Origin of the sequence: Microbacterium sp., from assembly GCF_036566905.1 — a bacterium.
GTDB lineage: Bacteria > Actinomycetota > Actinomycetes > Actinomycetales > Microbacteriaceae > Microbacterium.
In genome coordinates this window covers 21,167-48,067 of sequence record NZ_DATCVK010000051.1, presented here as the reverse complement: position 1 = coordinate 48,067, position 26,901 = coordinate 21,167, and the positions used below count along the sequence as shown (strand labels likewise).

Below are 26,901 nucleotides of genomic sequence, written 5' to 3'. Positions count from 1 at the left end.
GTGTCGTCCTTTCACTGGTCACAGGGGCGTCACGGTCGCGCGTGCGGGACCGATCGCCATCTCCTCGCCGCGTGCGGCGCGGGCTTCGGCGTGGGCGACGAGCCGCTCCACGAGGTCGGTGGGAAGCGGAGGCTGTCGTCGCACCACACGTCCCCGGATGCGTCGGAGACACGCCTCCATCGCGAGGGGGTCGGCCGCGATCGCGTCCGAGCCGCGCGCCCGCCGCCAACCGTCGATGACGGCTGCGGCCGCGGTGAGCAGCGCGACTCGATGCGCGAGCTCGAGCGTCTGGTGCGGGTCTGCCCCCTCGCGGCCGCCCGCTGCCGGCCGGGTGAGCGTCTCGACCGCCAGGGCTGCCAGCGCGGCGTGCACCTCGGCGGCGCCGGGGGCGTCGGAAGCGATCGCCGCGGCGACATCCGGATGAAGGAGCGCGCGCGGCGCCGTGGCACCCGTGTCGTCGCACCAGGCCTCCACTCCGGCGGATGCCGACGGCAGCGCGTCGGCGAGCTCGGGTACGAGGGTGGACAGCCCGGCGAGGTCGCGTACATGCTGCTCGATGAGCTCGAACGGCGCGATCCGCGCGTAGAACGTCGAGCCGGCGAGCACCGACACCTGCTGTGCCGCCTCGGACAGCAGCAGGCACGACAGGTGCGCGCTCAACGCGACCGCGACGGCGGCGACGGGCACGTGCGCGTCTGCCTGGCACACGGCGGCGCTGCTGAGCGCGTCGGCTGTGAGGGCGTCCGCCAGCGCCGCCGCCAGCAGCGAGCGGGCATGCGGGATGTCGAGCACGGTTCCGCCGTAGAGATGACGGTTGCGGGCGTACTGCACGGACTCGCGCAGTGCGGCGTCGAGCGCCCCGAGCGCAGCAGCGGGCACCGCGGCCCGGGTGGCCAGGGTTCGGGCGACACCATCCATCGGGACGATGTCGGATGCCGGGGCGTGCGGCGCGTCGAACCGATAGTTCCGGAGCGCGCTCGTCACCACGTGGTCGCCGGCGGAGATGGGAGGCCCGCCGGCGAGGCGTCCGATGAGCGGCTCGAGCGCGTCGAGTCCTGCCGAGACGTCGCGCTGGAAGGCGGGACGCGCGTGCTCCACACTCTCGGCGATGCTCACGTTCGCTCCGTCCACGCGGGCAGCAGCGTGACCGCGCCGCTTCCGCCGGCATGCGCGCGCAGCGCGGCGTCGAGGAGGGCGTCCGCGACCGCGGGGTCGACGGGATCCGCCCCGAGCCGGTACGCCACGCGCTGCAGCACGGCCGCGAGCCACGCGTCGCTCTCCCCCAGCGGACCCGGGATCGCGCCGGCCCGTGCGAGATGGACGGCCAAGGCGCACGCGGCTCCGAAGACGAGCGCGAATCGTTCGGCGAGGTGGAAGGCGAGCGGATCGGGCAACGACTGCCGGGGCAGGTCGCGGGCCTCGTCGAGCAGCGCGGTGTATTCGTCGCGGATCCAGCGCGCCGCGTCCACCACGGCACGGGAGCTGCGACCGTCGTCCACCGCGTCGACGAGCGCCGGCAGCGAACGCAGCAGACGTGAGCCGTGCCGGGTGACCAGGCGCAGCGACGCCGTGTCGAGCGCGTCGTGGGGCACGTCCGTGCGGAGCGGCGCCAGCACCTCCGCCAGCGGCGGCGGTGTTGCCGGACGCAGCTGGTTGGGCAGCTCGTTGATGATCATGTTGAGGTTGACCACCGAGTTGCCGTCGAAGATCCCGACGACGCGGCTGTCGCGCGCGGCCTTCTGGAATGCGCCGAAGGCGGACGGATGCAGGCCGTCCGAACCCTCCGAGCCGACGACGAGGGCTCTCGGCCCCAGCAGACGGGTGAGGTCGCGGAAGAGCAGGTCGGCGGTGTCGGGGCCGAGGAACTTCACCAGCGCGCTCACGAGCGCCATCTCTGCGGGGACGGCGTGCGCCGAACGCACGCCGACCAGCATCAGGCACTCGACCAGGAGGGCGTCGGCGACGGCGATGCCCAGCGCACGCCGGGACGCGGGCGAGTCGAGCAGGCGGCCGCGGGCGCCGTCCGGCAGCGCGGCGGCGTCCAGCGCCGTCTGCAGCGCGCGGTCGACGGCTCCCATCGACAGGCCCGTCGTGAACGGGCGGGTCAGCTGCAGGCTCTTCAGCACGATCTCGAGTCCGTGCCCGGCGGGCCCGACGAGGGCGTCCGCACGGACCACGGACCCCTCGAACCGGATGCCGGCGAGGTTCGCGCCGCGCAGCCCGTGCGAGGCGACCTTGGCCTCGTACCCGATCGTGGCAGGGTCGGCCTCGTCCTTGTCGACCAGCACGAGCGACAGCGAGCGCGGCCCGGGCCGTTCGTCGGAGCGGGCGAGCACGGTCATCGCCCGGCAGCGGACAGCGTTGTTGATCGGCCACTTCCCGCCGTCGACGCGTACGGTTCCGGGGCCGATCCGTACGGACGTGACCGATCGCGACAGGTCCGAGCCCCGGCCGCGTTCGGTGAGCCCCCACGAGACCGGCTGCCCGGTGTCGACGAGGCCCGCCATGCGGGTCGCGATCTCGCCGCCCGCGACCCACGCGCTGATCGCCCCGAGGAACGTCTTGCCGTGCACGGCGGCGACGGTGAAGTCGCGTCGGGCGAGATGGCGGATCATGAGCAGCGGAACGAGCGCATCGCCGAGCATCCCGCCGTGAGCCGCGGGCACGTACCACTGCTGCAGCCCGAACGCGGTGACGGCCGCGATCTCGTCCTCCGGAAAAGCCGACCTCTCGTCGAGCAGCACCGATCGTCTCGTCGAGACGACTGCCTCGTCATCGGCGGGGTCCCCGAGGAACGCGTCGAACGCGCGCACGGGGGCGAGCGTGCCGGCGTCCGCGCCGACCGCGACCGCGGTCATGCCGGAACCGTTTCGAACCCGTCGAGGTGGACGAGCTGCAGTCGCTGCTGGTGGAGAAGCCGGCGCGTGAGTGCGCGCTGCACCTTGCCGCTGGTGGTGCGCGGCAGCGTGCCCTTGCGGATCAACGCCACGCCCAGGGCCGGCAGTGTGAACTCCGTCGCGACCCGGGCGCGCAGCGCCGTAGCGAGTGCGTCGAGGTCTTCGGCGGTCGCCGAGGGATCCACCTCCGCGACGATGCCCACCTCGGGCGCCGCGCCGGGGCGTTCGAACGCCGCGCTGAGGCATCCCGCGCCCAGCAGCTCCGCCGCGCTGTGCTCGAGGTCCTGGGGATAGATGTTGCGCCCGCGCACGATGATGAGGTCTTTGAGGCGGCCGGTGATGACGAGCTCGCCGTCGACCATCGCGCCGAGGTCGCCGGTGCGCAGGTACACCTCGTCGGCGACGCCGGCGAGGGTCGCGCCGAATTCCGCCGCCGTCTCGTCTGGCCGGCGCCAGTAGCCCTGCGTCACACTCGTGCCGCGCACCCAGATCTCGCCGATCCTTCCGTCGCGGAGCTCCACCGCCGCCGTCGGATCGACGATCGCGATGTCCATGCCCGCACCGGGCCGGCCGCACGGCACCAGCTCGGCGGTGCGCTCGCCGGGGCTCGCCGGCGCGATCTCGTCGCGCTCGAGCGCATCGGCGCTGACGACGATCGCCCGCGGCGGCACGGTGTCGCGATGCGCGGTGATGAGCAGCGTCGTCTCGGCCATGCCGAATGCCGGCACGAACGCCTCGCCGCGGAACCCCGCCGGGGCGAACCGCGCGGTGAACGCGTCGAGCGTGTCCATCCGGACCGGCTCCGCGCCGGTGATCACGGTCTGCAGCGATGACAGATCGAGTTCGGCGAGCTGATCGTCCGTCACGAGACGGCTGCACAGGGCGAAGGCGAAGTCCGGCCCGACGGTGTGGGTCGCCTTGTGCTCGCTGATCAGCCGCAGCCACAGCACCGGCCGGCGCAGGAACTGCGACGGCGACGTCATGTGCAGCGTGCCGCCGGCGAAGATGGGTTGCAGGATCTGTCCGATGAGGCCCATGTCGTGGTAGTGCGGCAGCCAGCCGACGGTGACGGATTCCGCCGTCAGGCCGACGATGTCGCCGATCGCCTGCTGGTTCGCGTAGAGGTTCGCGTGCGACACCATGACGCCCTTGGGCAGCCCGGTCGATCCCGACGTGTACTGCAGGATCGCGAGCGCCGACTCGTCGATGTCGGGCATGCTCCAGTCCTCCGGAGAGGCTGCGGCAGGTCCGTCGACGGCGATCACGGCGGCGTCGGCGATCGACGTCTCGCCGGCGAGGCCGAGTCCGTCCAGGGCCCCTGTCTCGGTGAGCACGGCCTTCGCCCCGGCGTCGTCGAGGATCGCGAGCAGGCGCTGGTGCACGGCATCCGCATTCCGCATCGCGGTGATCGGCACCGGGGCTGCCGCGACGCCTGCGTAGAGGCATGCGAGCAGCGCACGCACGAACGGAAGGCCCGGCTCGAAGGCGAGGATCACGACGTCGCCGGGCACGAGTCCGGCTCGGGCGAGCTCGACGGCGCGGGCCCGCGCATCGGCGTCGAGGTCGACGTATGACACCTCGGCGACATCGACGGGGGAGCGATAGAAGCGGATGCCGCGGCCCGCGGCATCCATCGACGACCGGCGCAGCCTGCGCACGAACTCGGTCCCGATCTCTGCCGCGCCGCCCTCCCGCGCGGGCGCCACGCCCCGTGGCACGTGCACTTCACTCTCGGTCATCGCGGACTCCCCTCGGTCCTGACGCCTTCGCACCCCGCGAGTTCCGTCCACTCCCCACAGCCGTACCAGCCGACGGATCCAGCGGCGACACTGCGGCACCCTCGTGGTACAGACTGACCGACGCAGGCGACGCCGCTGTTACACGCGCGTTAACTCTCCGGCACCGTCCTCGTGGTGCCGATCGCGGCGGCTAATCTGAGCGGCGTGGGGCGGATCAATGGGTATGGGGTGCTGCTGGGGGCGCAGCGGCTGCGGGACTCGGCGTACAGCCGGCTCGTCGCAGGCGGCTTCCAGTCGTTCGGTGCGGGCTCGCGCATCATGCTGCCCGCGCGCATCGCGAACCCCGATCGGATCTCCGTCGGCGCCGGCGTGCTCATCGGCGCGGGCTCATGGCTGATGGTCCCCTCGCGCGACGAGCCCGGGCCCGTGATCGAGCTCCACGACCGGGTGCGTATGCGGGGAGCATCGATCTCGGCGGTGCTCAGCGTCGTCATCGAGGAGGCCGTGGGCATCGCGGCGGGAGTGTACATCTCCGACCACAGCCACGGCTTCGACCTCGTCGACGTTCCGATCCGCGACCAGCCCCTGACCGAAGCGCGCCCGGTGCGGATCTGCCGCGGCGCGTGGCTCGGCCAGAACGTCGTGGTGATGCCCGGCGTCACGATCGGGGAGGGGGCGGTCGTCGGCGCGAACGCGGTCGTCACCCGCGACATCCCGCCGCGTACGGTCGCCGTCGGCGCGCCGGCACGCGTGGTGCGAGAGCTGGTGCCCGGGTGACGGAAGCGGACTCGCGCATCCACCGCACGGCCGCCCGAAGCACAGCCGAAGGCACCGACGACTTCGTCTTCACCTTCTCCTTCGAGACCTACGCCGACGCCGTGCGTCGCGGCATGATGCGACCGCCGGATCGCATCGTCTCCAGCCTCATGCGCAGCCCGAACGTCGGCCGCATGGTGGTGGCGAACCCGTTCCGCTGGCTGCCCCGGGTGACGATGTCGCGGGTGCTCGACCGGGACGCCCGGTTTCCGGCATCCGATCGGATCTGGCTCCACTCACCCGCCCGCCGGCGCCGCGCCGACCGTCTCGATCCGACGGAGGTCGCCGCCGAGTACGCGGAGTATGACGCGTCGCTGCGTCGCGAGGCGGAGCGGCGCGGGCTCAGCGAACCGGTCGCGCTGACCTGCAATCCGCTCGTCGCCGGCTTCTCGCCCTTCGAGTGGACTCGTCAGACCACGTTCTTCGCGCGCGACGACTGGCTGAGCTCGCCGGGTCGCAGCGAGTACTGGCCGGCCTTCCGGGAGGCGTACCGTCGCATCTCGGCGTCGGGTCGCGGCGTGGTCGCCGTCTCGGCACAGATCCTCGAGCGCATCGAGCCGACCGGGCCCCACGAGGTGGTCCCCAACGGCGTCGAGCCCGCGGAATGGCTGCAGGTGCCGCCGCCGGAGCCCGACTGGCTCGCCCGCGTGCCGCGATCCCGGGCCGTGTACGTCGGCACGCTCGACAGTCGGCTCGACGTGGAGGGGATCGCCGATTTCGCGCGTGCCCGGCCTGACGTGCACACCGTCCTGCTCGGTCCGCTGCCCGACGCGGCGTACATCGCGCCGCTGCGGGCGCTGGCCAACGTGCATGTGCACGGCAGCGTCGGCCGCGCGGAGCTGATCGCGACGCTGCGCAACTGCGATCTGGCCCTTGTCGCGCACCGGCGGACGCCGCTGACCGAGGCGATGAGCCCACTGAAGCTGTATGAGTACCTTGCCGCGGGCCTGCCCGTGCTGTCGATCGATCTGCCGCCGGTGCGCGACATCAGCGACCGCGTGTGGCTGACGCCTGCGGTCTCGGACTTCGTCGACGTGGTGGACGACGCCCTGGGGGCGGGACCGGCAGACGAGGCGGCACGGGTCGCCTTCGTCGAGGCGAACTCGTGGACCGCGCGCCACGAGCGGATCATCGCCCTCGCCCGCGGCTGCTGACGCCGCGGTGTTTCGCGCGTGTCACGCGCGCCCGAAGCCTGTGTAAACAGGTGGTGACCTCGCTGGTATCGCCGTGGCGGCGCCGCTAGCGTGGCCTTCGCGAGCGGGGATCGCATCGACGGGCACTGGGGCCGATGGCCTCGTTATGCGTGTCGGTTGCGTTCTTTGGGGGTGCGCCCGTGTCATCTGCTTTTCTCGATCTTCGTTCGACGGCTCGACCGGCGTCTCCCGTCGAGCTGTTCTCGACGGTCGCCGAGATCGCTCCGCAGCCGCGCAGGCTGGGCTGGCGTCGCCGTCTCGCCTGGGGGATGATCGCGACGGATGCCGCGGCCATCGCGATCGCCGTGTTCACCGCGCAGCTCCTGAGGTTCGGCGACCCGGTTCGCGCCGGTGCCGTCTCGACGGCGGACGTCGCGTACGGGCTCATCAGCATCGCGCTCATCGTGGTCTGGCTGGTCGCGCTCGCCGCGACACGCAGCAGGCTGCTGCGCAACACGGGCACCGGCATGGTGGAGTACCAGCGCGTGCTGCAGTCGACGCTGCTCACCTTCGGCGCCTTCGCGGTCGTCGCCTACCTGTTCCAGCTGCAGCCGGCGCGCGGCTACCTGGCGATCGCGCTGCCCTTGGGGCTCGTGCTGCTGATCGTGGGGCGCGGCGTGTGGCGCACGTATCTGCACGCGCTGCGGCGCGCGGGACGGTGCATGACGGGCGCCATCGTCGTCGGCGAGCAGGACGACGTGCTGCGCGTCGTGTCGCAGCTGCGCAGCCACTACCGCATCGGCTATCGCGCGATCGCCGTGAGCACGCCGGGCTCGCCGCACGCGGGCCCGGTCGAGGAAGCGACGGAGGTGCTGCCGTTCGTGCCGCTCGACGAGGTCGCACGGGTCTCGAAGAGCCGACGGGCGCGTGCGGTCATCGTGGCGGGGAGCCTGCCCGGCGGCAACGACGCGATCCGGCGGCTCGGATGGGAGCTCGAGAACTCGCAGGTCGAGCTGATCCTCATGTCGCGGCTCACCGACGTCGCCGGCCCACGCATCCATATGCGGCCCATCAACGGCCTTCCCATGGTGCATGTCGACCTGCCGCGGTACTCGGGATACAGCCACGCGGTCAAACGGCTGTTCGACGTGTCGGTCGTCACGGTCGCGCTCGTGCTGTTCTCGCCGGTGTTCGCCGCCATCGCCGTGGCCGTTCGCCTCGGCAGCCCGGGCCCGGTGATCTTCCGGCAGGAGCGGGTCGGCGCCCACGGCGCGCGGTTCACGATGCTCAAGTTCCGCTCGATGGTGGTAGACGCTGAGGCGCGCCTGGCGCAGCTGCGCGCGCTCGACGAGGGCAACGGCGTGCTGTTCAAGCTGAAGGACGACCCGAGGGTCACCCGCGCCGGCCGATTCCTGCGTGCCTACTCGCTCGACGAGCTGCCGCAGCTGTGGAACGTCCTGCGCGGCGACATGAGCCTGGTCGGCCCGCGTCCGCCGCTGCCGAGTGAGGTGGAGCAGTACGAGGGCCCCGTGAGCCGCCGCCTTCTCACCCGCCCGGGGATCACCGGACTCTGGCAGGTCAACGGCCGCTCGAACCTCTCGTGGGAGGACAGCGTGCGGCTGGATCTGTACTACGTCGAGAACTGGTCGATCACCGGCGACATCGTCGTCCTCGCGAAGACCGCCAAAGCCGTCCTTCACCGCGACGGCGCCTACTGAACCACCCGAGAGGTCGTAGGAATCATGTCAGGTCTCATCGTCCAGGAGTGGATAGAACGCTCGGGCGGCGCCGAACAGGTGCTGGACGCCTTCCGGCTGGCGCTGCCCGACTCACGGATGTTCGCGCTGTGGAGTGATGACGGCGAGCGGTTCCCCCGCAGCACGGTCCACGAGTCGTGGATGGCGCGCACGCCGCTGCGCCGCCACAAGGCGATGGGGCTGCCCCTCATGCCGGCGACGTGGCGGGCGGCGACGGTGGGCTCGCTGCCGGACTGGGTGCTCACGAGCAGTTACGTCTTCGCCCACCACTGCGACTTCGGCACGCGGCGTGACGGTGTGCCCAAGTTCTCGTACGTGCACTCGCCCGCGCGCTATCTGTGGGAGCCCGAACTCGACGGGCGCGGAAGCTCCGCGGCGCTCGCCGCCGCGCGCAGCGTGCTCAAGCGCGTGGACCGCGCAGCGGCGGCGCACGCCGGCGATCTGGCGGCGAACAGCGAGTTCGTGCGCCGACGGATCCTCCGCGCGTGGGAGCGCGACGCGCGGGTGATCCACCCGCCGGTGAAGGCACGCGAGATCATCGAGGGCGGCGACTGGGCCGAGGCGCTCACCGGCGAGGAGCAGGCGGTGCTCGAGGCGCTCCCCGAGCGCGGTTACCTCATGGCGGCGTCGCGACTGGTGCCGTACAAGCGCCACGACGCGGTGATCCGGATGGGCGATCGGCTGGGTGTGCCGGTGGTCGTGGCGGGCACCGGGCCCGCACGCGACCACCTGAAGGCGCTCGCCGCGTCGGCGTCGGTGCCCGTGCACATGCTGGGGTTCGTGTCGGACGCGCTCATGCGGGCGCTGTTCCAGCGCGCGCTCGCCTTCGTGTTCCCGCCGGTCGAGGACTTCGGCATCATCCCCGTCGAGGCGATGGCGGCAGGATGCCCCGTCATCGTGAATCGCGTGGGCGGCGCCGCCGAGTCGGTGATCGACGGCGTCACCGGCTTCACGGTGGACCCCGACGACCCCGTCGAGCTCGCCGCGGCGGTCGCGGGCCTGGACCGCATCGACCCGGCCGCCGCGCGGGAACGCGCCGCGGAGTTCGACATCTCGCGCTTCGTCGCCGAGGTGCGGACGTGGGTGCTGGGCGAGGGTGCGACGGATGCCGCAGCCTCGGAGCCGGAGGCCGCGTCGGCCTCCGAGCGATCCGCCGCGATGCGGGCGTCGGCTTAGCGCGCCGGGTCGGTTCAGGCGGCGGCGGGCTCGGGGAGCGGCCGGCCGAACAGCGCCGCCTCGGCGTGGGGGTAGCCCGGTGCCCAGTCGGCGCGCCGCCGCCAGACGGTCGTCCACGGCCGGTTCGCCCGGCGTGTCACGGTCTCGAGCGCGGCGCGCACCGCGACACCGGTCTTGAGCAGCAGCACACCGACGGCCGCGCGTCGCGGCGGCCAGGTCTTCTCGAGGTACGTGACCTTGCCGGCGAGCACCATCGAGCCCTTCGAGCTGCCTGCCGACGACCCACCCACGGTGTGGATGATCGCCGCCGGCGGATAGACGACCCGCGCCATGCCCCGCGCAGCGGCCCGCATGCTGAACTCGGCGTCCTCGCCGTAGAGGAAGAAGTCCTCGTCCATGCCGCCCAGCGCGACGAAGTCGTCGCGGCGGATGAGCAGCAGGCACCCGGTGATGATCGGGACCTCGCGGATCGTGTCGCGCGGCCACGTGCCCAGCGACTCGGGGTCGAACAGGCGGGAGCGCCGGAAGACGGTCGACAGCATCGTCGCGTACATGCTGAGCGACCAGAGCGTGGGGGCGCCCCAGCACGAGGAGGGCTCGAGCGTGAGGTCGGCGCGCAGCGTGCGCCCGCCGACGATGCGGTACTGCGGATTCTCGCGCGCGAAGCCGATCAGGCGGGGGAGCGAGTGCTCGAGCATGAGCGCGTCGGGATTGAGCAGCAGCACGAACTCCCCGCGAGCGAGGGCGGCTCCGCGGTTGACCGCGCGGGCGAACCCGAGGTTCTCGCCGGCCTCGACCACGTCGATGCCCGGGTGCGCGGCCCGCAGCGCGGCCGCACTGCCGTCGCTCGACCCGTTGTCGACCACGACCACCTGCGCGTCGACACCGCCGAGGTGCGAGAGCACCGAGCCGACGCACGCGACGGTGTCGGCTCGGGTCTCGTAGTTCACGATGACGACGGTGACGTCGGGGGCCGGGGTCTGCACGGGCGGTTCTCCAAACGGCTGTCGCGGCGGATGCCGGTGCTCAGAGCGGCACGGGGGCGAGGTCTTGCGAGCTGACGGCGCGCCAGCGCCGCGCGGTGTCGAGGGTGGACGCGCGCAGCGAGGTGGGCTCGCACACGATGGCGAGTCCGCGGTCGCCCAGGAACCGCGCGAGATCCTGCTGGTGCGCGTCGACGTGCTCGCCGTGCTCGACTGAGCGCGGTGCGAGCACCGGCACCTTGCCGGCGGCGAGCGCGGCCAGCGCGGTGCCGGTGCCGGCGTGCCCGATGATCACGTCGGCCTGCCGCAGCGCCGCGCCGAGCTCGCTCGAGGGCAGCGACGAGACCGCCGTGATCGGAAGGTCCGACACGTCCGTGGCGCCGACCTGCCACAGCGTCTCGACGTCGCCGTCCAGGTCGCCGAGAGCGGCTCGGGCGCCGTCCACGAGCCGTCGGTAGCCGAAGTCGCCGTTGCCGCCGACGGTGACCACGGCACGGCGGATCGGCGCGGGGTCGTCGACCGGTTCGACGTGGAAGCCGTCGAACACCGACAGCGCGTACCGCCACCGGGCGTTCACCGCGTGCGGGTACTGCACGTAGCGGTCGACCCACGGCACCCGCTCCATCACCTTGCCCGTCGCCGAGATCCCGGTGACGCGCGTCGCACTCTCGATGTAGGTGAACGGCACGCGCCGCGCCGACGCGGGCACGAGCGCCGACAGCGCGATCTGGGCGCCTGTGCTGATGACACGGTCGACGCGATGATCCCGCATCGCCTGCAGCGCGATCCCGGTGTCGCGCATGACGCCGGCGTAGTCGCGCGGCGGCCGGGTGGGCACGTGGTAGACCGTCTGGCCCTCCAGCAGCGACCGGCTCTGCGCGGTGTCGTCGGTGAGCCAGACGACGTCGTCACCGTCGGCGACGCGGGGGGCGAGCATGGTCAGCTGCGTGAGGTGGCCGCCTGAGATCGCAACGAGAAGCGTGGTCATGATGCGGCCTCGACGAGGGTGTTCCACGCGATCTCGGCGATCACCTGCTGGCCCGCCACCGAGGGGTGGAAGTGGTCGATCGCCGAGATCTCGGCGGGCGAGAACTCATAGGCGAACACGGCGCCGCCGTCCGAGACGCAGGCGCTGTCGGCAGCGCACACCTCGGCGATGACGGCATTGAGCTCGTCGGTGCGCGCGGCGACGGCCTCGCGCCGCTCGGTGGCGGCCGCGTCGGTCGCGGCGGCGTCGCCGAGCAGGTTGCTGCAGGACGGACTGCTGTCCCAGATCTGACGGGTCCCCTCGTCGTCGCGGCCGACCTCCCACAGCCGGTGGAGGTCGGGTATCGACAGCGCGAGCACGCGCGCGTCGGGCAGGCCCTCGCTCAGTGCGGCGAGCAGGGCTGTGTACGACGCCCGGAAGTCGTCGACGCTCGTCATGCCGTCGACGTCGGCGGCGCAGACGTCGTTGCCGCCCAGCAGCACCAGCACGAGTTCGGGCCCGGCCGCGATCACCTCGTCGACGCGCGCGACCGCGTCCGCAACGGTGCCGCCGTCCTTCGCGGCGTTGACGGTGTCGGGAACGCTGCCGTTGGCTGCGCCGATGCGCATGGCGACGGAGCCGACGGCGGGTTCGTCGCCGGTGGCCCAGCTCGCGGCGGTGCAGCGTCCGGGCTCGGCGCAGGCGTTCACGCCCAGGGTCATCGAGTCTCCCAGCGCGCCGATCGTGGCGACCTGCGAGAGCGTGGGACTCGACTCGAGCTCGTCGAGGTCGACCGGCTCGGGTGCGGGTGCCCCCGCGCAGGCGGTGAGCACCGCCAGGAGGAGTGCGATCGCGGCGGTCGTCGCGGCTGGTCTTCTCATGCCATCACCCGGCTCGTCTCGTCTCGGTTCCAGGTCCTTGTGCGCGCGCGGGCGATGTCGCGACGGGCGAGCACGTTGGGCAGCGTCCAGCTCACGCAGTACACGGCGAAGGGCACCCAGAGGCCCGGCCGTGCCGCGACCCGTCGTGCAAGCCCGCCGCGGGATGCCGCTGACGGTCGTGCGGCATCCTGGTGCTGCAGCCGGTCGGGCAGCTCGCGGTTGCCACGGGCGATGCGGACGGAGCGGCGCAGGTGCGCGCCCATGTCGGCCGCCGAGCGCACGCTGAACGAGTGGTCCGTCAGCATCGCCCGCTCGCCGGGGGCGAAGAGCTGCTGCACGAACCGGTCGTCGGCGAGGACGTCGGGCCAGGCGTCGAACCTGGCGCGGCCGGCTCGTGTCAGCGCGTACACCCCCGAGCCGATGTGGTCGCTGCGACGGTAGTCGCTGAGTTCCCAGATGCGGTAATGCTGACGCACGAGCCACGACGCTTCGGAGGTGTCGACGTGCAGGCGAGGAGATGCGACCTCGATGCCGGGCGCGTCGAGGGCGTCGGCGAGTGCCAGCAGGGCGTCGGGGCCGATCCGCACGTCGGCGTCGACGTAAGCGCGGGGGAAGACGGACGCGGCGTCGTCACCGGCCTGCAGCGCCCCGATCTTCGAGGCCTCCGGCGTTTCGACGACCTGGACGCCGTCGTAAGCGCGTGCACGGGCGGCGGTGTCGTCGGTGCATCCGTTCGCCGCGACGACGATCTCGAACTCGTCCCGCCGCTCCCACGCGCACAGCACGCCGAGGATGCGGTCGATCACCGCGCCCTCGTCGTGCGCGGGGATGACGATGCTCAGGCGCGCGGTCATCGGCCGGCCTCCGGGGTCCATGCCGGCTTCGGCGCCGCGGACGTGCGCGATCCCTCGGTGACGACCCACGCGGCGACCGCGAGCAGCATCATGTGCACGAGGAACGACTGGAAGAAGCCGAACGCGTCGAAGAAGAACAGCGCCGCGCTGTAGCCGGCGATCGAGACCGCGAGGGCGAAGGCGAGCAGCGCGTGCCGCGGCTCGGCCGCCCAGCGCAGCGCGTAGACGAGGAGCATGACGACCGGCGCGAGCATGAACACCGCGTAGCCGATCACGCCGAGGGCGCCGCCTTCCATCAGGACGCTGAGCACCTGGTTGTCGAGGATGAACGAGTTCGCGTCGTCGCCGACGACGATGCGACTGCCGAAGCCCTGCCCGAAGAAGGGGTACTGGCGCACTTCGACGAAGGCGGGTTCCAGGTCGGCGAGACGCCCTGCGCCCGTCATCCCCGCCGATGTGTACTGCGACGCGATGAGCGTGTCGACGTCGAGGAACGACAGCAGCATGGACTCGACCTGGGCCGGCACGAGGAACATCGCGAGCAGCAGCGCCGGCACCGCGAACGCCGCCAGCAGCAGCGCGACCTTGGGTCGCAGCACCAGGGTGAGCAGGAACATCACGCCCATCACCACGACGGCGGTGCGCGAGATGGCGGCGATGATGCCGCCGAACACGAGGACGGTGCCGATCCCGTAGGCGATGCGCCGGTTCCACACGTTGCGCGGCCAGATGGCGTACTTGGCCAGGTAGATGAGGATCGGCAGGAACATGCACAGCATGACCGCCAGGGCGATCGGATGCTGCGCCGAACCGTACGCGCGATTCACCCCTGCCCGCGTGGCGTCGCCGCCGTCGTCACGGAGCACCACCAGCGGCAGGAAGTTCGCGAGCATCAGGAAGACATTGGTGCGGGCAACGCGCTCGAAGACTGCGAGGAAGGCCACGATCACGGCCATCCACGTGAGCACCATGAGGAAGCCCATCACCATGCGCTCGCTGGTCAGCAGCTGGCGCACCGAGAAGAACACCGACAGCAGGACGCCGAGCTGGAAGAAGCCCGACAGCGCGGTCGTGGCCAGCCCCTCGTTCACCAGCCGCGTGCCGTTCGCGATGAACGACACCAGCAGGGTCGCGAGGAAGATGCCGATGGGCCAGCCGAAGGCGACGGGGCGCCAGCGCCGTGATCGGTCGAACAGGAACGCGAGCCCGAGCGCGGCGATCGCGACGAAGATCATGAGGCGGTAGGCCTCGAGCGCGAACGGCAGGGGGATCGGCAGCGCGTAGCGGCGGGCCGGGATGAACATGATGGTCGCCGCGAGCAGGAACAGCAGCGCCGGCCACGTGAAGAGGATGCGGCGCAGCAGCACGATGAGCGCGATGCCGAGGAGGGCGGCGCCCACCGCGATGGGCGGGAGCAGGATCACCCCGGCGATCACGATCGCGGCGAACAGGACCGCGATCCCGGCGACGGTGCCCCAGCGGGGGCGTCCGCCGTCGCCGGGCGCGCCCTGGACAGGTGGAGCGTCGGTCTTGTCGGGGGGTGTGACGGGCGGTGCGCTTCCGGACGACATGTCGTGGCTCCGAACCCGGGCGACCGACGCCTACGCGGTCTCGTTCTCGTTGACGGCGCGCCCGGATCGGCGCGAGGGCGGGCCGGCGCCCACGAGCTCGCCGACCTCGGCATCGAGCGCGATGCCGGTGGAGTCGGATGCGGCGACGCCGGGGTCGGCATCCGTTCGGCTCGCCGGCTCTTCTGCCGCGTCGCCGGCCGCCTTCGTGCGTGCGGCCTTGCGCCGGGCGGAGCGCGAGCGCAGTCCGGCGATGATGAACACCAGCACCACGAAGGCCAGGAACACGCCCACGAAGGTGACGACGACGGGGATCGCCGGGTTCGAGGAGTCGCCCTCGACGGCGTCGCTCGCGCCGAGCGGCTCGATGAGCACACGCAGCTCGGGTGCGATCTCCTGCGCGTCCTGCTGGGCGACGACGTAGGCCGTGAAGGCGGTCGCGGCAGCACGAGAGATCTCCTCGGCGCGCGCGTCGGTCGCGGCGGTGCCGACGGCCTCCAGCACGGGCAGGTCGTAGCGCCCGGGGAACCGTTCGTCTCCGGTGGGCTGCGTCGTGCGTCGCAGCGCCGTGATCGACTCGGTGTCGGGGTCGAGCGGACCGATCTCGGCTTCGACCGTGTCCTGGATCATGTCGCTCGACAGGATGTACGCGTACACGAGCGCGGTCGAGGCCATGTCGATGACCTGCGGGTCGGACGTCCCCTGCTCGATGGGGACACCCGGCACCTGCGACTGGTAGAGCCGGTCGGATTCGCTGGTGAGCAGCATCGTGGTGGCGGCCGTCCACGTCTGCTGCGCGCGCGAGACGACCTGCCCTTCGACGATCGCGAAACCGGCGAAGAACGCGGCCACGGCGGCGACGAGCGCACCGAAAGCCAGCACCCACTTGTAGTTCCAGAGGACTTGCAGATACTTCGGAGTCTCCATGAGACACCCTCTCTCCGTGTGCTTCCGGACGTAGACCGTCCGAACCCCCAGCACGCCATCGGGCCGTCCACGTCGCGCACCGGGTCCCAGATGTGGTGTCGCGACAAGACTTGCTCTGCCATAGTCGCCCCGCATTGTTAACGGCGCCCTGTGCGTTTGTTGCACGGGTGTAAAGACTGGGCGACATTCGCCAGCCCGGGTTGTGTCCGTCTTGACGGCTCCCACAGAGTGGTCAGCGAGAGCCCGGCACGGCTCCGATGGAGGCGGCCGCATCCTGGGGGAGGTGGCGTTCTGGCAGTCCTGTACAGCTTCCCGTTTGCGCTCGGCGCGCCGGGCATCGGCTTCACCGCTTGGAACCAGGCGAACGAACTGGTGCGCGCCGGAGTCGACGTCCACATCGTCGCCGCGTCGGTCGAGAAGCCGATCGAAGGTGCGGCATCCGTGCGTACGACCCTCACCGTGCGCGGCCGGCGCGTGCCGCATCGCGCGATCGGCCGCGACCGCGCGATGCGCATCCACGACGCCGTCACCGCGGGTCTCGTCGGCCGGCTGCTCGACGGGAGCGCGGACGACGTCGTGCACGCATGGCCGCTCGCGTCGGCCCGCACGCTGCGAGCCGCGCGGCGGCGCGGCATCCCGGGTGTACGCGAAGTGCCCAACACCCACACGGCGCACGCGTACGAGGTCGTGGCGCGCGAGTACGCGGCGCTCGGCCTCGAGCCCCCGCGCGGGGGCAGCCATACCGGCGACGCGAGACGACTGGCGATCGAAGAGAGCGAGTACGCGGCCGCGGTCGGGCTGCTGGTGCCGAGCGAGGCCGTCGCGGGCTCCTTCCTTGAGCGCGGATTCCAGAACGACCGGCTGCTGCGGCACCGCTACGGCTGCACGGTGGCCGCGCCACCTGCCCGCCGCGACGGCGGCAGGCCGTTCACCGCGGTGTTCCTCGGCCGCGGGTCTCCCCGCAAGGGCCTGCATACCGCGCTGCAGGCGTGGACGGCGTCGCGGGCGGCCGCCGGCGGTCGCTTCCTCGTGTACGGCCTCCTCGACGATGACTACGCGGCGTTCCTGGCGCCGCTGCTCGCACACCCGAGCGTCGAGGTGCGCGGCGTCACGCCCGAGCCGATGAGCGTGCTGGCTGCGGCGGATGTGCTGCTGCTCCCGACAGTGGAGGAGGGCAGCGCCCTCGTCACCTACGAGGCGCAGGTGGCCGGGTGCGTGCCACTCGTCTCGACCGCCGCGGGCGCGGTGATCGACGAGGGCGTGACCGGGCTGACGCACCGCGTCGGCGACGTCGACACTCTGACGGAGCAGCTCGACCTGCTGGCTGCGCGACCCGAGATGCTCGCCCGGATGTCGCGCGCCGCGATGGCGTGTGCGGACGAGCTGAGCTGGGCGGCGGCGATCCAGGCGACCCTCGCGGCGTACCGCGAGGCAGCGCGCCTGATGGGGAGGTCGTCGCATGCCGCGGCCTGAAGATGTGACCCTGGCGATCTGCACGCGCGAACGGCCCGAGATGCTGACAGCGGCGCTCGCCTCGTTCACGGCGGTCACTCCGCCGGGAGTGCAGATCCTCGTCGTCGATTCGGCGTCGACGACGGCCGCGACCTGGAGCGTGGCGGAGGCGGCGGGCGTCGACTACGTGCGCAGCGACATCAAGGGGCTGTCGATCGCCCGCAACCTGGCGCTCGCGACGAGCCGGCGCCCGATCATCGTGTTCACCGACGACGACTGCGCCGCCGTCGACGGCTGGATGGCACCGATCCTCGAGGGCTTCGAGGCACCCGTCGTCGGAGCGGTGACGGGACGGATGCTGGACCACACGCTCGTCGGCACGCAGCCGTCTCCGCCGCCCCGGCGCTTCACCCGCACGATCGAGGGCATCGACGCCGGACACGGCGCGATCATGGCGTTCCGGCGCGAGCGGCTCGTCGCGCTGGGTGGCTTCGATCCCGTGCTGGGCGCGGGGCGCCGGCTCGCCGGCGCGGAGGACCTCGACATGTTCTGCCGCATCCTCGATGACGGCGCGCACATCGTCTACGACCCCTCCTGCGTCGTGCACCACGTGCACACCCGCGCGGACGACGCCTACACCGTGCTGCACCACGGGTACGGGCTGGGGCTCGGAGCGCTCACGGCGAAGTGGGTGCGCCTGCGCGCGATCGTCGGGGTGCGGCTGTTCGCCGTGGCGACCAAGCGCACGCTGTCGCGCGCGGTGCGCAATCGGCGTGAACCCCGGCGACGGGATGCCGACCTCGCACTGTTCCGCGGATTCCTCGGGGGCTTCTTCATCGCCGTGCGCTTCGCGCTCGACGGGCGCGTGTTCGTCGACGGCGACCCGCCGACCCCGATCTCGCTCGGGGTCGCGACACGCAGAGGAGGCGACGACTCATGAGCGCGCACACCGATCTCCCCCGCCGGGCCGAGCTGATCAGCTCGCTCGACGAGAAGTACGTGTCGAATGCGGTCACGTTCGCGGCGATGCACGCGGCGGGCACGATGATCGTCGACGGCGCTCCGCTGCGCGGACCCGACGGCGCACTGGACCGCGCCGCGATCCGCCGGCGGGCCGAGCGGCTGAGCTGGTTCGCGCCGGCGATGCGGCAGCGCCTGGTGCCGACCCCGCTGCGTCTCACGACGCCGGCGTGGGTGCCGGTGACGAGTCTCGACCTCGACTATCACGTGCGGTTCGCCGACCGCGTCGAGCCCGACGACCCGGCCCGCGTGGAGCGGTTCACGGGGCGGCTGAGCCCGACCATGGATCCGTCGCGCCCGCTGTGGGACTTCGAGTTCGTCGAGCTGGACTCCGGGCGCGTGGCGATCGTCATGCGCTACCACCATGTGGTCGGCGATGCGATGTACGGTCTGCGGATCGGTGATGTGATCGCCGGCACCGCGGCGATGGCCGAGCCGCCCGAGCCGGGGGAGCAGCAGTACCTCGAACTCGGCATCCCGCCTCGCAACGGCGTCGAGGTGCTCGCGCTCGCGTTCGCGCAGTGGCGCTCGCGGCACCCCGGTGTGCGGCAGGCGTGGCGGGCGTACTGGCGCAAGTCGTTCCGCATGCGGCTGCGCCGGTGGGGCGGGCGCCTGCTGCGCCCGGTCAAGAACGCGCGCATCGCGCGGACGGGGCTGCTCGCCGACGTGCGCGAAGGACGCCGCTCCGCCTACGAGGCGGTCGACCTCGCGGCGGCCACCCGCCGCGCGTACAAGCTCGGCGGCACGGTGAACGACCTGGTCACGGCGGCGACACTCGTCGCGATGGCGCGCCAGCGACCCGACGCCGAGACTCTGTCGATCCTCGTGCCGATCTCGCGGCGCGGAGCGGGCGACGGCGTGGTGCGCAACGACATCAGCGTCGTCAAGGTGGTGGTGGCGGCATCCGCCCCACTCGAGCACATCGTGCCCAGCGTGCGTGCTCAGGTGCAGGCCGCGGTGGATTCCGGCGGCTCGGCGGTCGAGGGTGCCGAGGACTGGGTGGGCTATGCCACCTCTGTGACGTGGGGGCGCGACGACCGGTTCTTCGGCACCGCCCCCGTCGAGACGGTGACCGGCTGGCCGGCGGGCGATCCGCGCGACGAGGTGGCGTGCCTGGCGTGCTCGTACCGTCGCGAGCTCGTGGTCAGCGTCACCGCGCGCTCGTCGGTCGACCTGCCCGCGCTGATGGCGGTCTACCGCGAGCTGCTGGCGCCGGCGCCGGTCGCCGCCGGCGCGCCGAACGGCGCCCCGAACGGCGCTTCGGCCGGCATGGATCCCACCGCGGGGGTGTCGTGATGAGCCGGCTCCGGAGCGCGCTCGCGTCGGTGTTCGACCCGCGCACGCTGGCGCACGGCCTGCGCCTGGCGCACTTCCACGGCTACTCGTTCGTGCGGCAGGTGCCGCTGATCCGGATGGGGCCGGGGGTGTCGATGGCGCCGAACGTCTCGTTCCGCAACGGGGAGCGCATCTCGATCGGCGCCGGTACGCACATCGGGGAGTTCAGCCTGATCTGGGCGGGCAACCAGACCGGCCGCATCGAGATCGGCGAGAAGTGCCTGTTCGCCCCGCACGTGATGGTGACGGCGTCGAACTACGGCGTCGAGCGCGGCCCGGTGCCGATCATGGATCAGCCGAAGATCGAGAGCGATGTCGTGATCGGTGCGGGCTCGTGGCTCGGCGCGAACGTCGTGGTGCTGGCGGGTGTGACGATCGGCGAAGGCGCCGTCGTCGCCGCAGGGGCAGTGGTGACGAAGGACGTTCCGGCGTTCTCGATCGTCGGAGGGGTTCCGGCGCGCGTCATCGGCGAGAGGCCATCCGGCCAGAAAGTGGGGACGAGCAGTGGGGAAGCTCAGCAGTAGCGCCAGGTCTTCGGCGCGCGGGAGGAAGCACTCGGCACGGGCGATGCGGTTCGCGGGGCTGGCGGTGGGGACCGCCGTCGTGGCGTCGCTCATCGGCGGCGGCGTGGCGTCGGCATCGTTCGCCGCCGGCGAGGCAGCGGGCGTGTACACCGTCAGCTTCAGATCGATGGACGGGCTGGATGCCGCGCTCTCGGGCATCGCGGCAGAGCCCGACGCCGTCTACGACAGCGTCGTGAAGGGCTTCACGGGATATCTCACCGCCGAGGAGGTCGCGCTGCTGCGGGTGTCGTCGACGGTGCGGGGGATCTCGTCGAACAAGGTGGTGACCGGCGCCGCGCAGACGGTGACGCCGGCGGTGGGAACGGTGGAGGCCGATCTGCCGCCGACGAGCGTCACGTCGGCGGGCGCGTGGGACGGCCCCGGGCTCGCCATCATCGACTCGGGTGTGAGCGTGCACTCGGACCTCAACGTCGCCCGCCAGATCAACTGCTTCGGCAGCGGCGACGGCACCGACGCGAACGGGCATGGCACGGGTGTCGCCGGTGCCGCGGCGGCGATCAACAACAGCGTGGGGCTGGTCGGCATCGCGCCGGGCGCGCCCATCACGTCGGTGCGCGTGCTCGACAGCAAGATGCAGGGGACGCTCGCGACCCTCATGTGCGGCCTCGAGTGGGTGATGGACAACCACGAGCGCTACGACATCGCCGTGATGAACATGAGCATGCAGTTCGGGCAGGCAGACGACGGCAACTGCGGGTACACCAACGGCGACGTCATCCATCAGGCGATCTGCGCGCTTGTCGACGACGGCGTGGTCGTGGTCGCGGCGGCGGGCAACTCGACGCGCGACCTGGCGCAGTACTCGCCGGGCAACTTCGACGAGGTGATCACCGTCACGAACGTCGCCGACTACGACGGCAAGCCGGGCTCGCGCGGCGCGAAGCTGTGCACCGAGTCGTCGGCTCCGGTCGACGACACGATCAACCCGAAGAGCAACTGGGCGGTGAGTGCGGCCGATCGCGCGCACACGATCGCGGCTCCCGGCACGTGCCCGTACACGACGAAGAAGGGCAACCGGTACGGTTACATCGCGTCGGGCACGAGCATGTCGGCGGCGGTGATGTCGGGCGTCGTGCTGGCGTGCTTCGCCGAGGGCTCGTGCGACGGCCGCACGCCGCGGGAGGTGTTCCAGATCCTCGAGGCGCAGGCGCAGGCGGCCGCGACCACGCGCGACAAGCGCTTCGCCGGCGACCCGCTCAGCCCGATCTCCGGGCGGTACTCCGGCTGGCTGGCGTCGACGGTGCCCACGGGCACGACGCCGACGCCGACCCCGACGCCAACGCCGACGCCGACCCCGACCCCGACGCCCACACCGACACCGACACCGACACCGACCCCGACGCCCACGCCGACCCCGACGCCAACGCCCACGCCGGACACGCAGGCGCCCAACGCGACGATCACCGCGCCCGCGGCAGGGTCGACCGTCTCGGGCACCGTCACGGTGCGGGTGGTCGCCACCGACAATGTGGCGGTCACCGGGGTGACGCTGTGGTCGGGTGCGACCAAGCTCGGCACGTTGACGAAGCAGTCCGACGGCTCGTGGAGCGGCTCGCTGTCGTCGCGCAGCTACCCGAACGGGACCTATCCCGTGCATGCGCGGGCGGTGGATGCCGCGGGTAACACCGGGTACAGCCCGACGATCTCGCTGACCCTGCTCAACTAAGACACCGGTCGTTGAGCGGAGGGCGCTCTAGCGCCCGCAGTCGAAACGCGTCCGCGTCGCTCGTAGGTGAGGCGCGTTTCGACTCGCTCGTTCCTCGCTCGCTCAACGACCGGGGCCTCGCCCCCCGGTCGTTGAGCGGAGGGCGCTCTGGCGCCCGCAGTCGAAACGCGTCCGCGTCGCTCGTAGGTGAGGCGCGTTTCGACTCGCTCGTTCCTCGCTCGCTCAACGACCGGGGCCTCGCCCCCCCGGTCGTTGAGCGGAGGGCGCTCTGGCGCCCGCAGTCGAAACGCGCTCCCGGTGTTCGGAGGGGTGAGGCGCGTTTCGACTCGCTCGTTCCTCGCTCGCTCAACGACCGGGTGGAGGTGACCGGTCGTTGAGCGGAGGGCGCTCTGGCGCCCGCAGTCGAAACGCGTTGGGCGTGCGGGATGTCGGGGCCTGCTCGACTCCTCCACATGGACTCCGGCGGGCGCACTCTCCACGCAGCACCCCGCCCCGACGCACGGCGCGCGCGCCGCGAGCAGGATGACCTCATGGCTTACGTCTACATCCTGCGGTGCGCCGACGGCACGTTCTACGTCGGCAGCACCGTCGACCTGACCCGGCGCCTCGAGACGCACAACGCCGGCATGGGGTCGGCGTACACGCGACGGCGGCTCCCGGTGGAGCTCGCGTGGTCGGGGGAGTACGCGCGCATCGCCGACGCCTTCGCCTGGGAGAAGCGAATTCAGGGGTGGAGCCACGCAAAGCGCGAGGCGTTCATGGCCGGAGGCATCGACGCTGTGACCGGCTGGAGCAAGCGCGGCTCGCCGCCGCCCCCCGGTCGTTGAGCGGAGGGCGCTCTGGCGCCCGCAGTCGAAACGCCCCGCCCCCGCCCCCCGGTCGTTGAGCGGAGGGCGCTCTAGCGCCCGCAGTCGAAACGCGCCGAGCGTGCGGGAGGGTGAGGCGCGTTTCGACTCGCTCGTTCCTCGCTCCCTCAACGACCGGGCGAAGGTGACCGGTCGTTGAGCGGAGGGGCGCTCTGGCGCCCGCAGTCGAAACGCCTTGCTCCCCGGTCGTTGAGCGGAGGGCGCTCTAGCGCCCGCAGTCGAAACGCCTTGCCCCCGGTCGTTGAGCGGAGGGCGCTCTGGCGCCCGCAGTCGAAACGCGCCCTCGGTCTGCGGAAGCGTGAGGCGCGTCTCCACTCGCCCATTCCTCGCTCGCTCAACGACCGCAGACCGGAGGAAGCGGCAACGCCGGGCCGGCGTCAGCGATTCTGCTCGAGCTGCTTCTTCGCGATCTCGGCGTCGAGCACATCGCCGGGAGTCGCGGCGTCTTCCAGCAGCACATCCTCGTACGCCTCGGCCGAGGCTTCCGGCGCTTCGGGACGGTCCTTCGGCTTGCGCATCTGCTTCACGAAGCCCAGGATCTGGGCCACGTCGCGCCGGTAGGCGGGGACCAGCAGCAGGGGCGCCAGCACGAGCGCGCCCGCGGCGCCCCCGACGATGATCTCGAAGATCGGGATGAGGTCGACGGCCCGCGTCGCGGCGAACGCCGAGCCGAAGGCGAGCAGCGCGAACAGCAGTGGCCGCAGCACGGGGTAGACGATGTCGCTGCCGCGCACGAAGGTGCCGCGGATGGCGAACGCGAAGCCGGGGATCAGGAGCAGTGCCGACAGGATGCCGTAGGTCAGGGCGAGCCCGTAGATCCCGCCCCACCAGATCCCGACGAAGAATCCGACGACCACGAGCGGCCGCGCGACGAGGTCGTAGAGCAGCTGCTGGTGCGAGCGGCCCATGGTGATGAACAGCCAGCCGCGCACCTTGCCGATGCCCTGCGCGATGCCCGCGATGGCGAGGATGCTGAACAGCACGGCGGCCTGCTCCCAGCCAGGGCCGAGCAGGATGGCGAAGAGGGGCTCCGACACCGTCGCGAGGATCGCGTAGGTGGGCAGCGTGAGATAGCCGATCACGAGGAGCGCGCCGCGGATGTAGCGGCGGTAACGGTCGCCGTCATCCTGCAGCTTGCTGAGCACGGGCAGGGCGACCCGCCCGATCGGCCCGTTCAGCTGCTGCAGGGGCATGAGGAAGAGCGCATACGCGCGCGAGTACTGGCCGAGCACGGCGGGCCCGAGCTGCTGGCCGATGATCACGGTGTCGGCGTTGCGCTCGACGTAGTTGAGCAGCTCGGCGCCGAAGATGCTCCCGCCGCGCGTGACGAGGGGCAGCACGTCGCGGTGGATGCGCGGCCAGCCGGGCCGGGGGTGCATCGCGAGCCACAGCATCACGAGCCGAACGACCAGCCCGGTGCCGACCATGACGATGAGCGCCCAGTATCCCCACCCGAGCAGGCCCGCGGTGATCGCTGCCGCGACGCCGCCCACCATCGAGACCACGTCGATGCGGGCCAGCAGCGCGAACTTCAGCTCGCGGGTCGCGCGGGCCTGCAGCGGCATGGTGAGCCCGTTGACGATGAGGCTCGGCGCGATCACCAGCGTGATGAGCACGAGCTGGGGCTCGCCGTAGAGGTTCGCGATGAGTGGCGCGCACGCCGCGAGGATGCCGCCCAGCACCACGCCCAGGCCCAGTGCGAGCCAGAAGAGGCTCCGCCAGGCGCGCTCCGAGATCTCGCGCGCCTGGATGATCGCACCGGTGAGGCCGAAGTCGCGGACGAGGTCGATGATTCCCGAGATCGCTGTGACCATCGCGACCAGACCGAAGTCCCCGGGGCTCAACAGGCGGCCGAGCAGCGCGATCGCGGCCATCTGGATGAGGGTCTTGCCCCACATCCCGCCCATGGTCACGACGATGCCGCGCGACGCGCGGTGAGCGAGGTCGGTCATTTCCAGATCGACTTCAGGTACGCGTCGGTGGGGGTGGGCACCAGGGCGTCGAACTGGCTGGCACCCCACGAGTTCATCGAGCTGTCGTAGGTCCAGCGGCCCGACGCGACAGGGTTGCGGGTGGTCGCCTCCGCGTACGAGACCTTCGTGTTCGAGACCCCGCCCCACTTGCTGCGGTACATCGATCCGAAGATGTACGAGTCCTTGGCGTACAGCTGGAAGTCCTCGCCGATCCCGTTGATGGCCTGCGCGAGCTGCGGAGTGTCGGCATCGGCGGGCGTGGGGTAGCGGGCCTTGATCGCGGTGGCCTGCGACGTGATGATGCTGTGGTCCAGTACGAGGAACGGCGTGCCCTTGTTCGGGTCGTCGCTGCGCATGCCACCGATCTGCAGGGCGCAGTTGAGCGAGCCGAAGAAGGTCGTGTCGCGCACGGTGAGCCCGCGGTACCAGCCCGACCCGTACATCTGGATCGTGTCGACGTGGTCGGTGGCGCCCGTGGGGCGGAACACCGGTGCCGAGTAGCATCCGTCCCACACGCTGTCGATGAGCACGCAGTCGGCGCCGGCGGCGTAGCCGAGCGGGTCCGAGATGTCGGACTTCGCGTTGCTCATGACGATCTCGTAGGCGCCGCACTCGCGTGTGGTCGCCCCGTACGACGAGGCCATGCTGAGGCCGTCCGACATGGTCGACTGCGCCCAGGCGCTGCGCGTGCAGTTGGTCAGCAGCACGTCGACGCCGTTGATGCGGGCGAAGGTGACGCCGTAGACCTCGCGCAGGCGTGCCGGCTCGGTGATGACGACCGAGCCCCAGCCGTCGCGCGGCGAGACGAGCACGTTCTTGCTCCACTGGGCGCTGCCCAGGCCCTGCAGCACCGCCTTCGATCCCGACGACGCGCCCAAGCCGGGAAGGGTGCCCGGACGCACCTTGATGTGCACACCCGCGGCAGCCTTCGATGCGGTGACCGCCAGCAGCGCCGTGCGGATGGCCGCCCAGGTGCAGTCGACCTCGACCGTCGTCACGGCGTCGCCGATCCAGGGCGTGTGGGCGGGCCAGTGGGTGCCGTTGGGTCCGAACGAGCGAATCACCGCGGGGCGGGCAGTGCCCACGATGGCCGCGGGTGCAGCGGTCGGAACGGAAGATGCGGAGGGGACGGATGCCGTCGCCGACGGCGACGCCGCGGTCTGGGCGGGTGCGCACATGGCGGTGGCCGCCGCGGGTGCGGCGACGGCGAGCAGCCGGACGAAGGACCGGCGGCTGATCGGGTCGGTGTTCATCGTGAGGGCCTTCCGTCGGAGGTGGACAGCGATCCGGAGGACGAAGCGGTGCTCACCCGGCGGGCGGGCCACGCGAACAGCAGGTCGAGGGCGGGCAGCACGCGCAGCAGTCGCACCATGACGACGCCCGCGCCGAGCCCGAATGCGAAGCCGACGGCGAGGGCGAGCCAGGCGTTGCCGGTGAGGGCGCCGAGGGCGACGCCGGCGCTCGTCGGCCACCAGTGCACGATGTAATACACCAGCGAGTCGCGCCCGACGGCGCGCAGGGGTCGCAGCATCCGTGCCGATCCGATGCGGCGCGCGATCACGATCGCGATGCCGATGCCGCCGGCGGCGAACGGCGCCGACAGGGCGGTGTACCGCAGACCGACGCCCACGGCCGCGGCGGCGACGGTGGCGAGGGCGAGTACCGCGCAGGCCCAGACGACCCAGCGGCGCGCGAGGGTGCGCTCGAGGGCGCCGACGTGCTGCGAGAACCACACGCCGATCATGAAGAACACCAGCAGGAGGAAGAAGCGCCGGGCGCTGAAGTCGGGCACGAGGGCGGCGGCCACCAGCGCGCCGGCAGCGATCCACAGCGGCGGCACGCGGGGTGTGACGAGCGCGACCATATAGAAGAGGAACAGGTCGTACAGGAACCACAGGTGCTCGACCGGGTCGTACAGCGGCAGCAGCAGGTCCCAGGCGGTGACGACGTGCGCGGTGACGCCGCCGACGATCCCTTCACGGAGGCCGAACGTGTACAGCAGCGCGAGCGCGATGACCGACCACACGAGGTACGGGTACAGCACGCGGCGCACCTTGCCGGTGACGTAGGCACGCGGGCCGCGGGCGAGCGAGGCGCTGACGAGCAGTCCCGAGAGGAACACCATCAGCGGCATGCGCACGGGGGAGAATGCCGTGTTCAGCACCCACGCGACCTCGGGTGCGCCGAGAGGGGAGGAGCTCGCGAAGAGCACGGCGTGGTTGAACACCACGAGGATGATCGACGTCCCGCGGAGGACGTCCATCCATTCGATGCGCGACTTCTCGACCGCTGCCATCAGGTTCGACG

At 71.7% G+C, this 26,901-nt stretch carries 22 protein-coding genes; 10 read left to right on the top strand and 12 right to left on the bottom strand.

Features of this window, described 5'->3' with window-relative positions:
• Positions 1 to 18 precede the first annotated feature (18 nt).
• From VIP82_RS04555 to VIP82_RS04545, 3 genes are read right to left on the bottom strand one after another with little or no spacing between them, the layout of a single operon-like run.
• Positions 19 to 1,116 carry an acyl-CoA dehydrogenase family protein gene (locus VIP82_RS04555; protein ID WP_331906098.1) on the bottom strand — a complete coding sequence of 366 codons (1,098 nt, stop codon included), beginning with the start codon at positions 1,114 to 1,116 and terminating at the stop codon, positions 19 to 21.
• Positions 1,113 to 2,858, bottom strand: a complete 1,746-nt coding sequence (locus tag VIP82_RS04550) for an acyl-CoA dehydrogenase family protein (protein WP_331906096.1) — start codon at positions 2,856 to 2,858, stop codon at positions 1,113 to 1,115. The genes VIP82_RS04555 and VIP82_RS04550 overlap by 4 nt, the downstream gene beginning before the upstream one ends.
• Complete coding sequence (locus VIP82_RS04545) at positions 2,855 to 4,636, bottom strand: fatty acyl-AMP ligase (protein WP_331906094.1); 1,782 nt, start codon at positions 4,634 to 4,636, stop codon at positions 2,855 to 2,857. Before VIP82_RS04545 ends, VIP82_RS04550 begins: the two co-directional genes overlap by 4 nt.
• A gap of 204 nt (positions 4,637 to 4,840) precedes the next feature.
• On the opposite strand from VIP82_RS04545, the gene VIP82_RS04540 reads away from it, so the two are divergent.
• From VIP82_RS04540 to VIP82_RS04525, 4 genes are all read left to right on the top strand, one after another.
• The gene (locus tag VIP82_RS04540; protein WP_331906092.1) at positions 4,841 to 5,413 is read left to right on the top strand and encodes an acyltransferase; all 573 of its coding nucleotides are present in this window, start codon (positions 4,841 to 4,843) and stop codon (positions 5,411 to 5,413) included.
• Entirely contained in the window at positions 5,410 to 6,606 is a 1,197-nt protein-coding gene (locus VIP82_RS04535) for a glycosyltransferase (protein ID WP_331906091.1), read from the top strand. The genes VIP82_RS04540 and VIP82_RS04535 overlap by 4 nt, the downstream gene beginning before the upstream one ends.
• 179 nt (positions 6,607 to 6,785) lie before the next feature.
• Positions 6,786 to 8,303, top strand: coding sequence for a sugar transferase (locus VIP82_RS04530; protein ID WP_331906090.1), 1,518 nt, complete (start codon positions 6,786 to 6,788; stop codon positions 8,301 to 8,303).
• Positions 8,304 to 8,327: 24 nt separating this feature from the next.
• Positions 8,328 to 9,518, top strand: a complete 1,191-nt coding sequence (locus tag VIP82_RS04525) for a glycosyltransferase (RefSeq protein ID WP_331906089.1) — start codon at positions 8,328 to 8,330, stop codon at positions 9,516 to 9,518.
• A gap of 14 nt (positions 9,519 to 9,532) precedes the next feature.
• Here VIP82_RS04525 and VIP82_RS04520 read toward each other — a convergent pair whose 3' ends face one another.
• From VIP82_RS04520 to VIP82_RS04495, 6 genes are read right to left on the bottom strand one after another with little or no spacing between them, the layout of a single operon-like run.
• Positions 9,533 to 10,504, bottom strand: a complete 972-nt coding sequence (locus tag VIP82_RS04520) for a glycosyltransferase family 2 protein (RefSeq protein WP_331906088.1) — start codon at positions 10,502 to 10,504, stop codon at positions 9,533 to 9,535.
• A 40-nt stretch (positions 10,505 to 10,544) separates the two neighbouring features.
• The gene (locus VIP82_RS04515) at positions 10,545 to 11,489 is read right to left on the bottom strand and encodes a glycosyltransferase (RefSeq protein WP_331906087.1); all 945 of its coding nucleotides are present in this window, start codon (positions 11,487 to 11,489) and stop codon (positions 10,545 to 10,547) included.
• Positions 11,486 to 12,349: an SGNH/GDSL hydrolase family protein gene (locus VIP82_RS04510; protein WP_331906086.1), complete on the bottom strand. Its 864-nt coding sequence runs from the start codon at positions 12,347 to 12,349 to the stop codon at positions 11,486 to 11,488. Before VIP82_RS04510 ends, VIP82_RS04515 begins: the two co-directional genes overlap by 4 nt.
• Positions 12,346 to 13,203 (bottom strand): glycosyltransferase family 2 protein, encoded by an 858-nt coding sequence (locus tag VIP82_RS04505; RefSeq protein WP_331906085.1) that lies wholly within the window; start codon positions 13,201 to 13,203, stop codon positions 12,346 to 12,348. The genes VIP82_RS04510 and VIP82_RS04505 overlap by 4 nt, the downstream gene beginning before the upstream one ends.
• Complete coding sequence (locus tag VIP82_RS04500; protein ID WP_331906084.1) at positions 13,200 to 14,774, bottom strand: O-antigen ligase family protein; 1,575 nt, start codon at positions 14,772 to 14,774, stop codon at positions 13,200 to 13,202. Before VIP82_RS04500 ends, VIP82_RS04505 begins: the two co-directional genes overlap by 4 nt.
• A gap of 30 nt (positions 14,775 to 14,804) precedes the next feature.
• Positions 14,805 to 15,698, bottom strand: a complete 894-nt coding sequence (locus VIP82_RS04495; protein ID WP_331906083.1) for a hypothetical protein — start codon at positions 15,696 to 15,698, stop codon at positions 14,805 to 14,807.
• A gap of 150 nt (positions 15,699 to 15,848) precedes the next feature.
• Between VIP82_RS04495 and VIP82_RS04490 the strand changes: the two genes are divergently transcribed.
• The 6 genes from VIP82_RS04490 (at position 15,849) to VIP82_RS04465 (ending at position 22,582) form a co-directional block, all read left to right on the top strand.
• On the top strand, positions 15,849 to 17,171 hold the full coding sequence (locus VIP82_RS04490; protein ID WP_331906082.1) for a glycosyltransferase family 4 protein: 1,323 nt from the start codon (positions 15,849 to 15,851) through the stop codon (positions 17,169 to 17,171).
• Positions 17,158 to 18,090, top strand: coding sequence for a glycosyltransferase family 2 protein (locus tag VIP82_RS04485; RefSeq protein ID WP_331906081.1), 933 nt, complete (start codon positions 17,158 to 17,160; stop codon positions 18,088 to 18,090). The genes VIP82_RS04490 and VIP82_RS04485 overlap by 14 nt, the downstream gene beginning before the upstream one ends.
• Complete coding sequence (locus VIP82_RS04480) at positions 18,087 to 19,466, top strand: wax ester/triacylglycerol synthase domain-containing protein (RefSeq protein WP_331906080.1); 1,380 nt, start codon at positions 18,087 to 18,089, stop codon at positions 19,464 to 19,466. The genes VIP82_RS04485 and VIP82_RS04480 overlap by 4 nt, the downstream gene beginning before the upstream one ends.
• Positions 19,466 to 20,029, top strand: coding sequence for an acyltransferase (locus VIP82_RS04475; protein WP_331906079.1), 564 nt, complete (start codon positions 19,466 to 19,468; stop codon positions 20,027 to 20,029). The genes VIP82_RS04480 and VIP82_RS04475 overlap by 1 nt, the downstream gene beginning before the upstream one ends.
• 43 nt (positions 20,030 to 20,072) lie before the next feature.
• The gene (locus VIP82_RS04470) at positions 20,073 to 21,755 is read left to right on the top strand and encodes a S8 family serine peptidase (RefSeq protein WP_331906078.1); all 1,683 of its coding nucleotides are present in this window, start codon (positions 20,073 to 20,075) and stop codon (positions 21,753 to 21,755) included.
• Positions 21,756 to 22,285: 530 nt separating this feature from the next.
• Positions 22,286 to 22,582: a GIY-YIG nuclease family protein gene (locus tag VIP82_RS04465; protein ID WP_331906077.1), complete on the top strand. Its 297-nt coding sequence runs from the start codon at positions 22,286 to 22,288 to the stop codon at positions 22,580 to 22,582.
• A 416-nt stretch (positions 22,583 to 22,998) separates the two neighbouring features.
• Here VIP82_RS04465 and VIP82_RS04460 read toward each other — a convergent pair whose 3' ends face one another.
• The 3 genes from VIP82_RS04460 to VIP82_RS04450 are packed head-to-tail and all read right to left on the bottom strand — an operon-like array spanning position 22,999 to position 26,890.
• Positions 22,999 to 24,573, bottom strand: coding sequence for a lipopolysaccharide biosynthesis protein (locus VIP82_RS04460; RefSeq protein WP_331906076.1), 1,575 nt, complete (start codon positions 24,571 to 24,573; stop codon positions 22,999 to 23,001).
• Complete coding sequence (locus tag VIP82_RS04455; RefSeq protein WP_331906075.1) at positions 24,570 to 25,847, bottom strand: hypothetical protein; 1,278 nt, start codon at positions 25,845 to 25,847, stop codon at positions 24,570 to 24,572. Before VIP82_RS04455 ends, VIP82_RS04460 begins: the two co-directional genes overlap by 4 nt.
• The gene (locus VIP82_RS04450) at positions 25,844 to 26,890 is read right to left on the bottom strand and encodes an acyltransferase family protein (protein WP_331906074.1); all 1,047 of its coding nucleotides are present in this window, start codon (positions 26,888 to 26,890) and stop codon (positions 25,844 to 25,846) included. The genes VIP82_RS04455 and VIP82_RS04450 overlap by 4 nt, the downstream gene beginning before the upstream one ends.
• Positions 26,891 to 26,901: the final 11 nt, after the last annotated feature.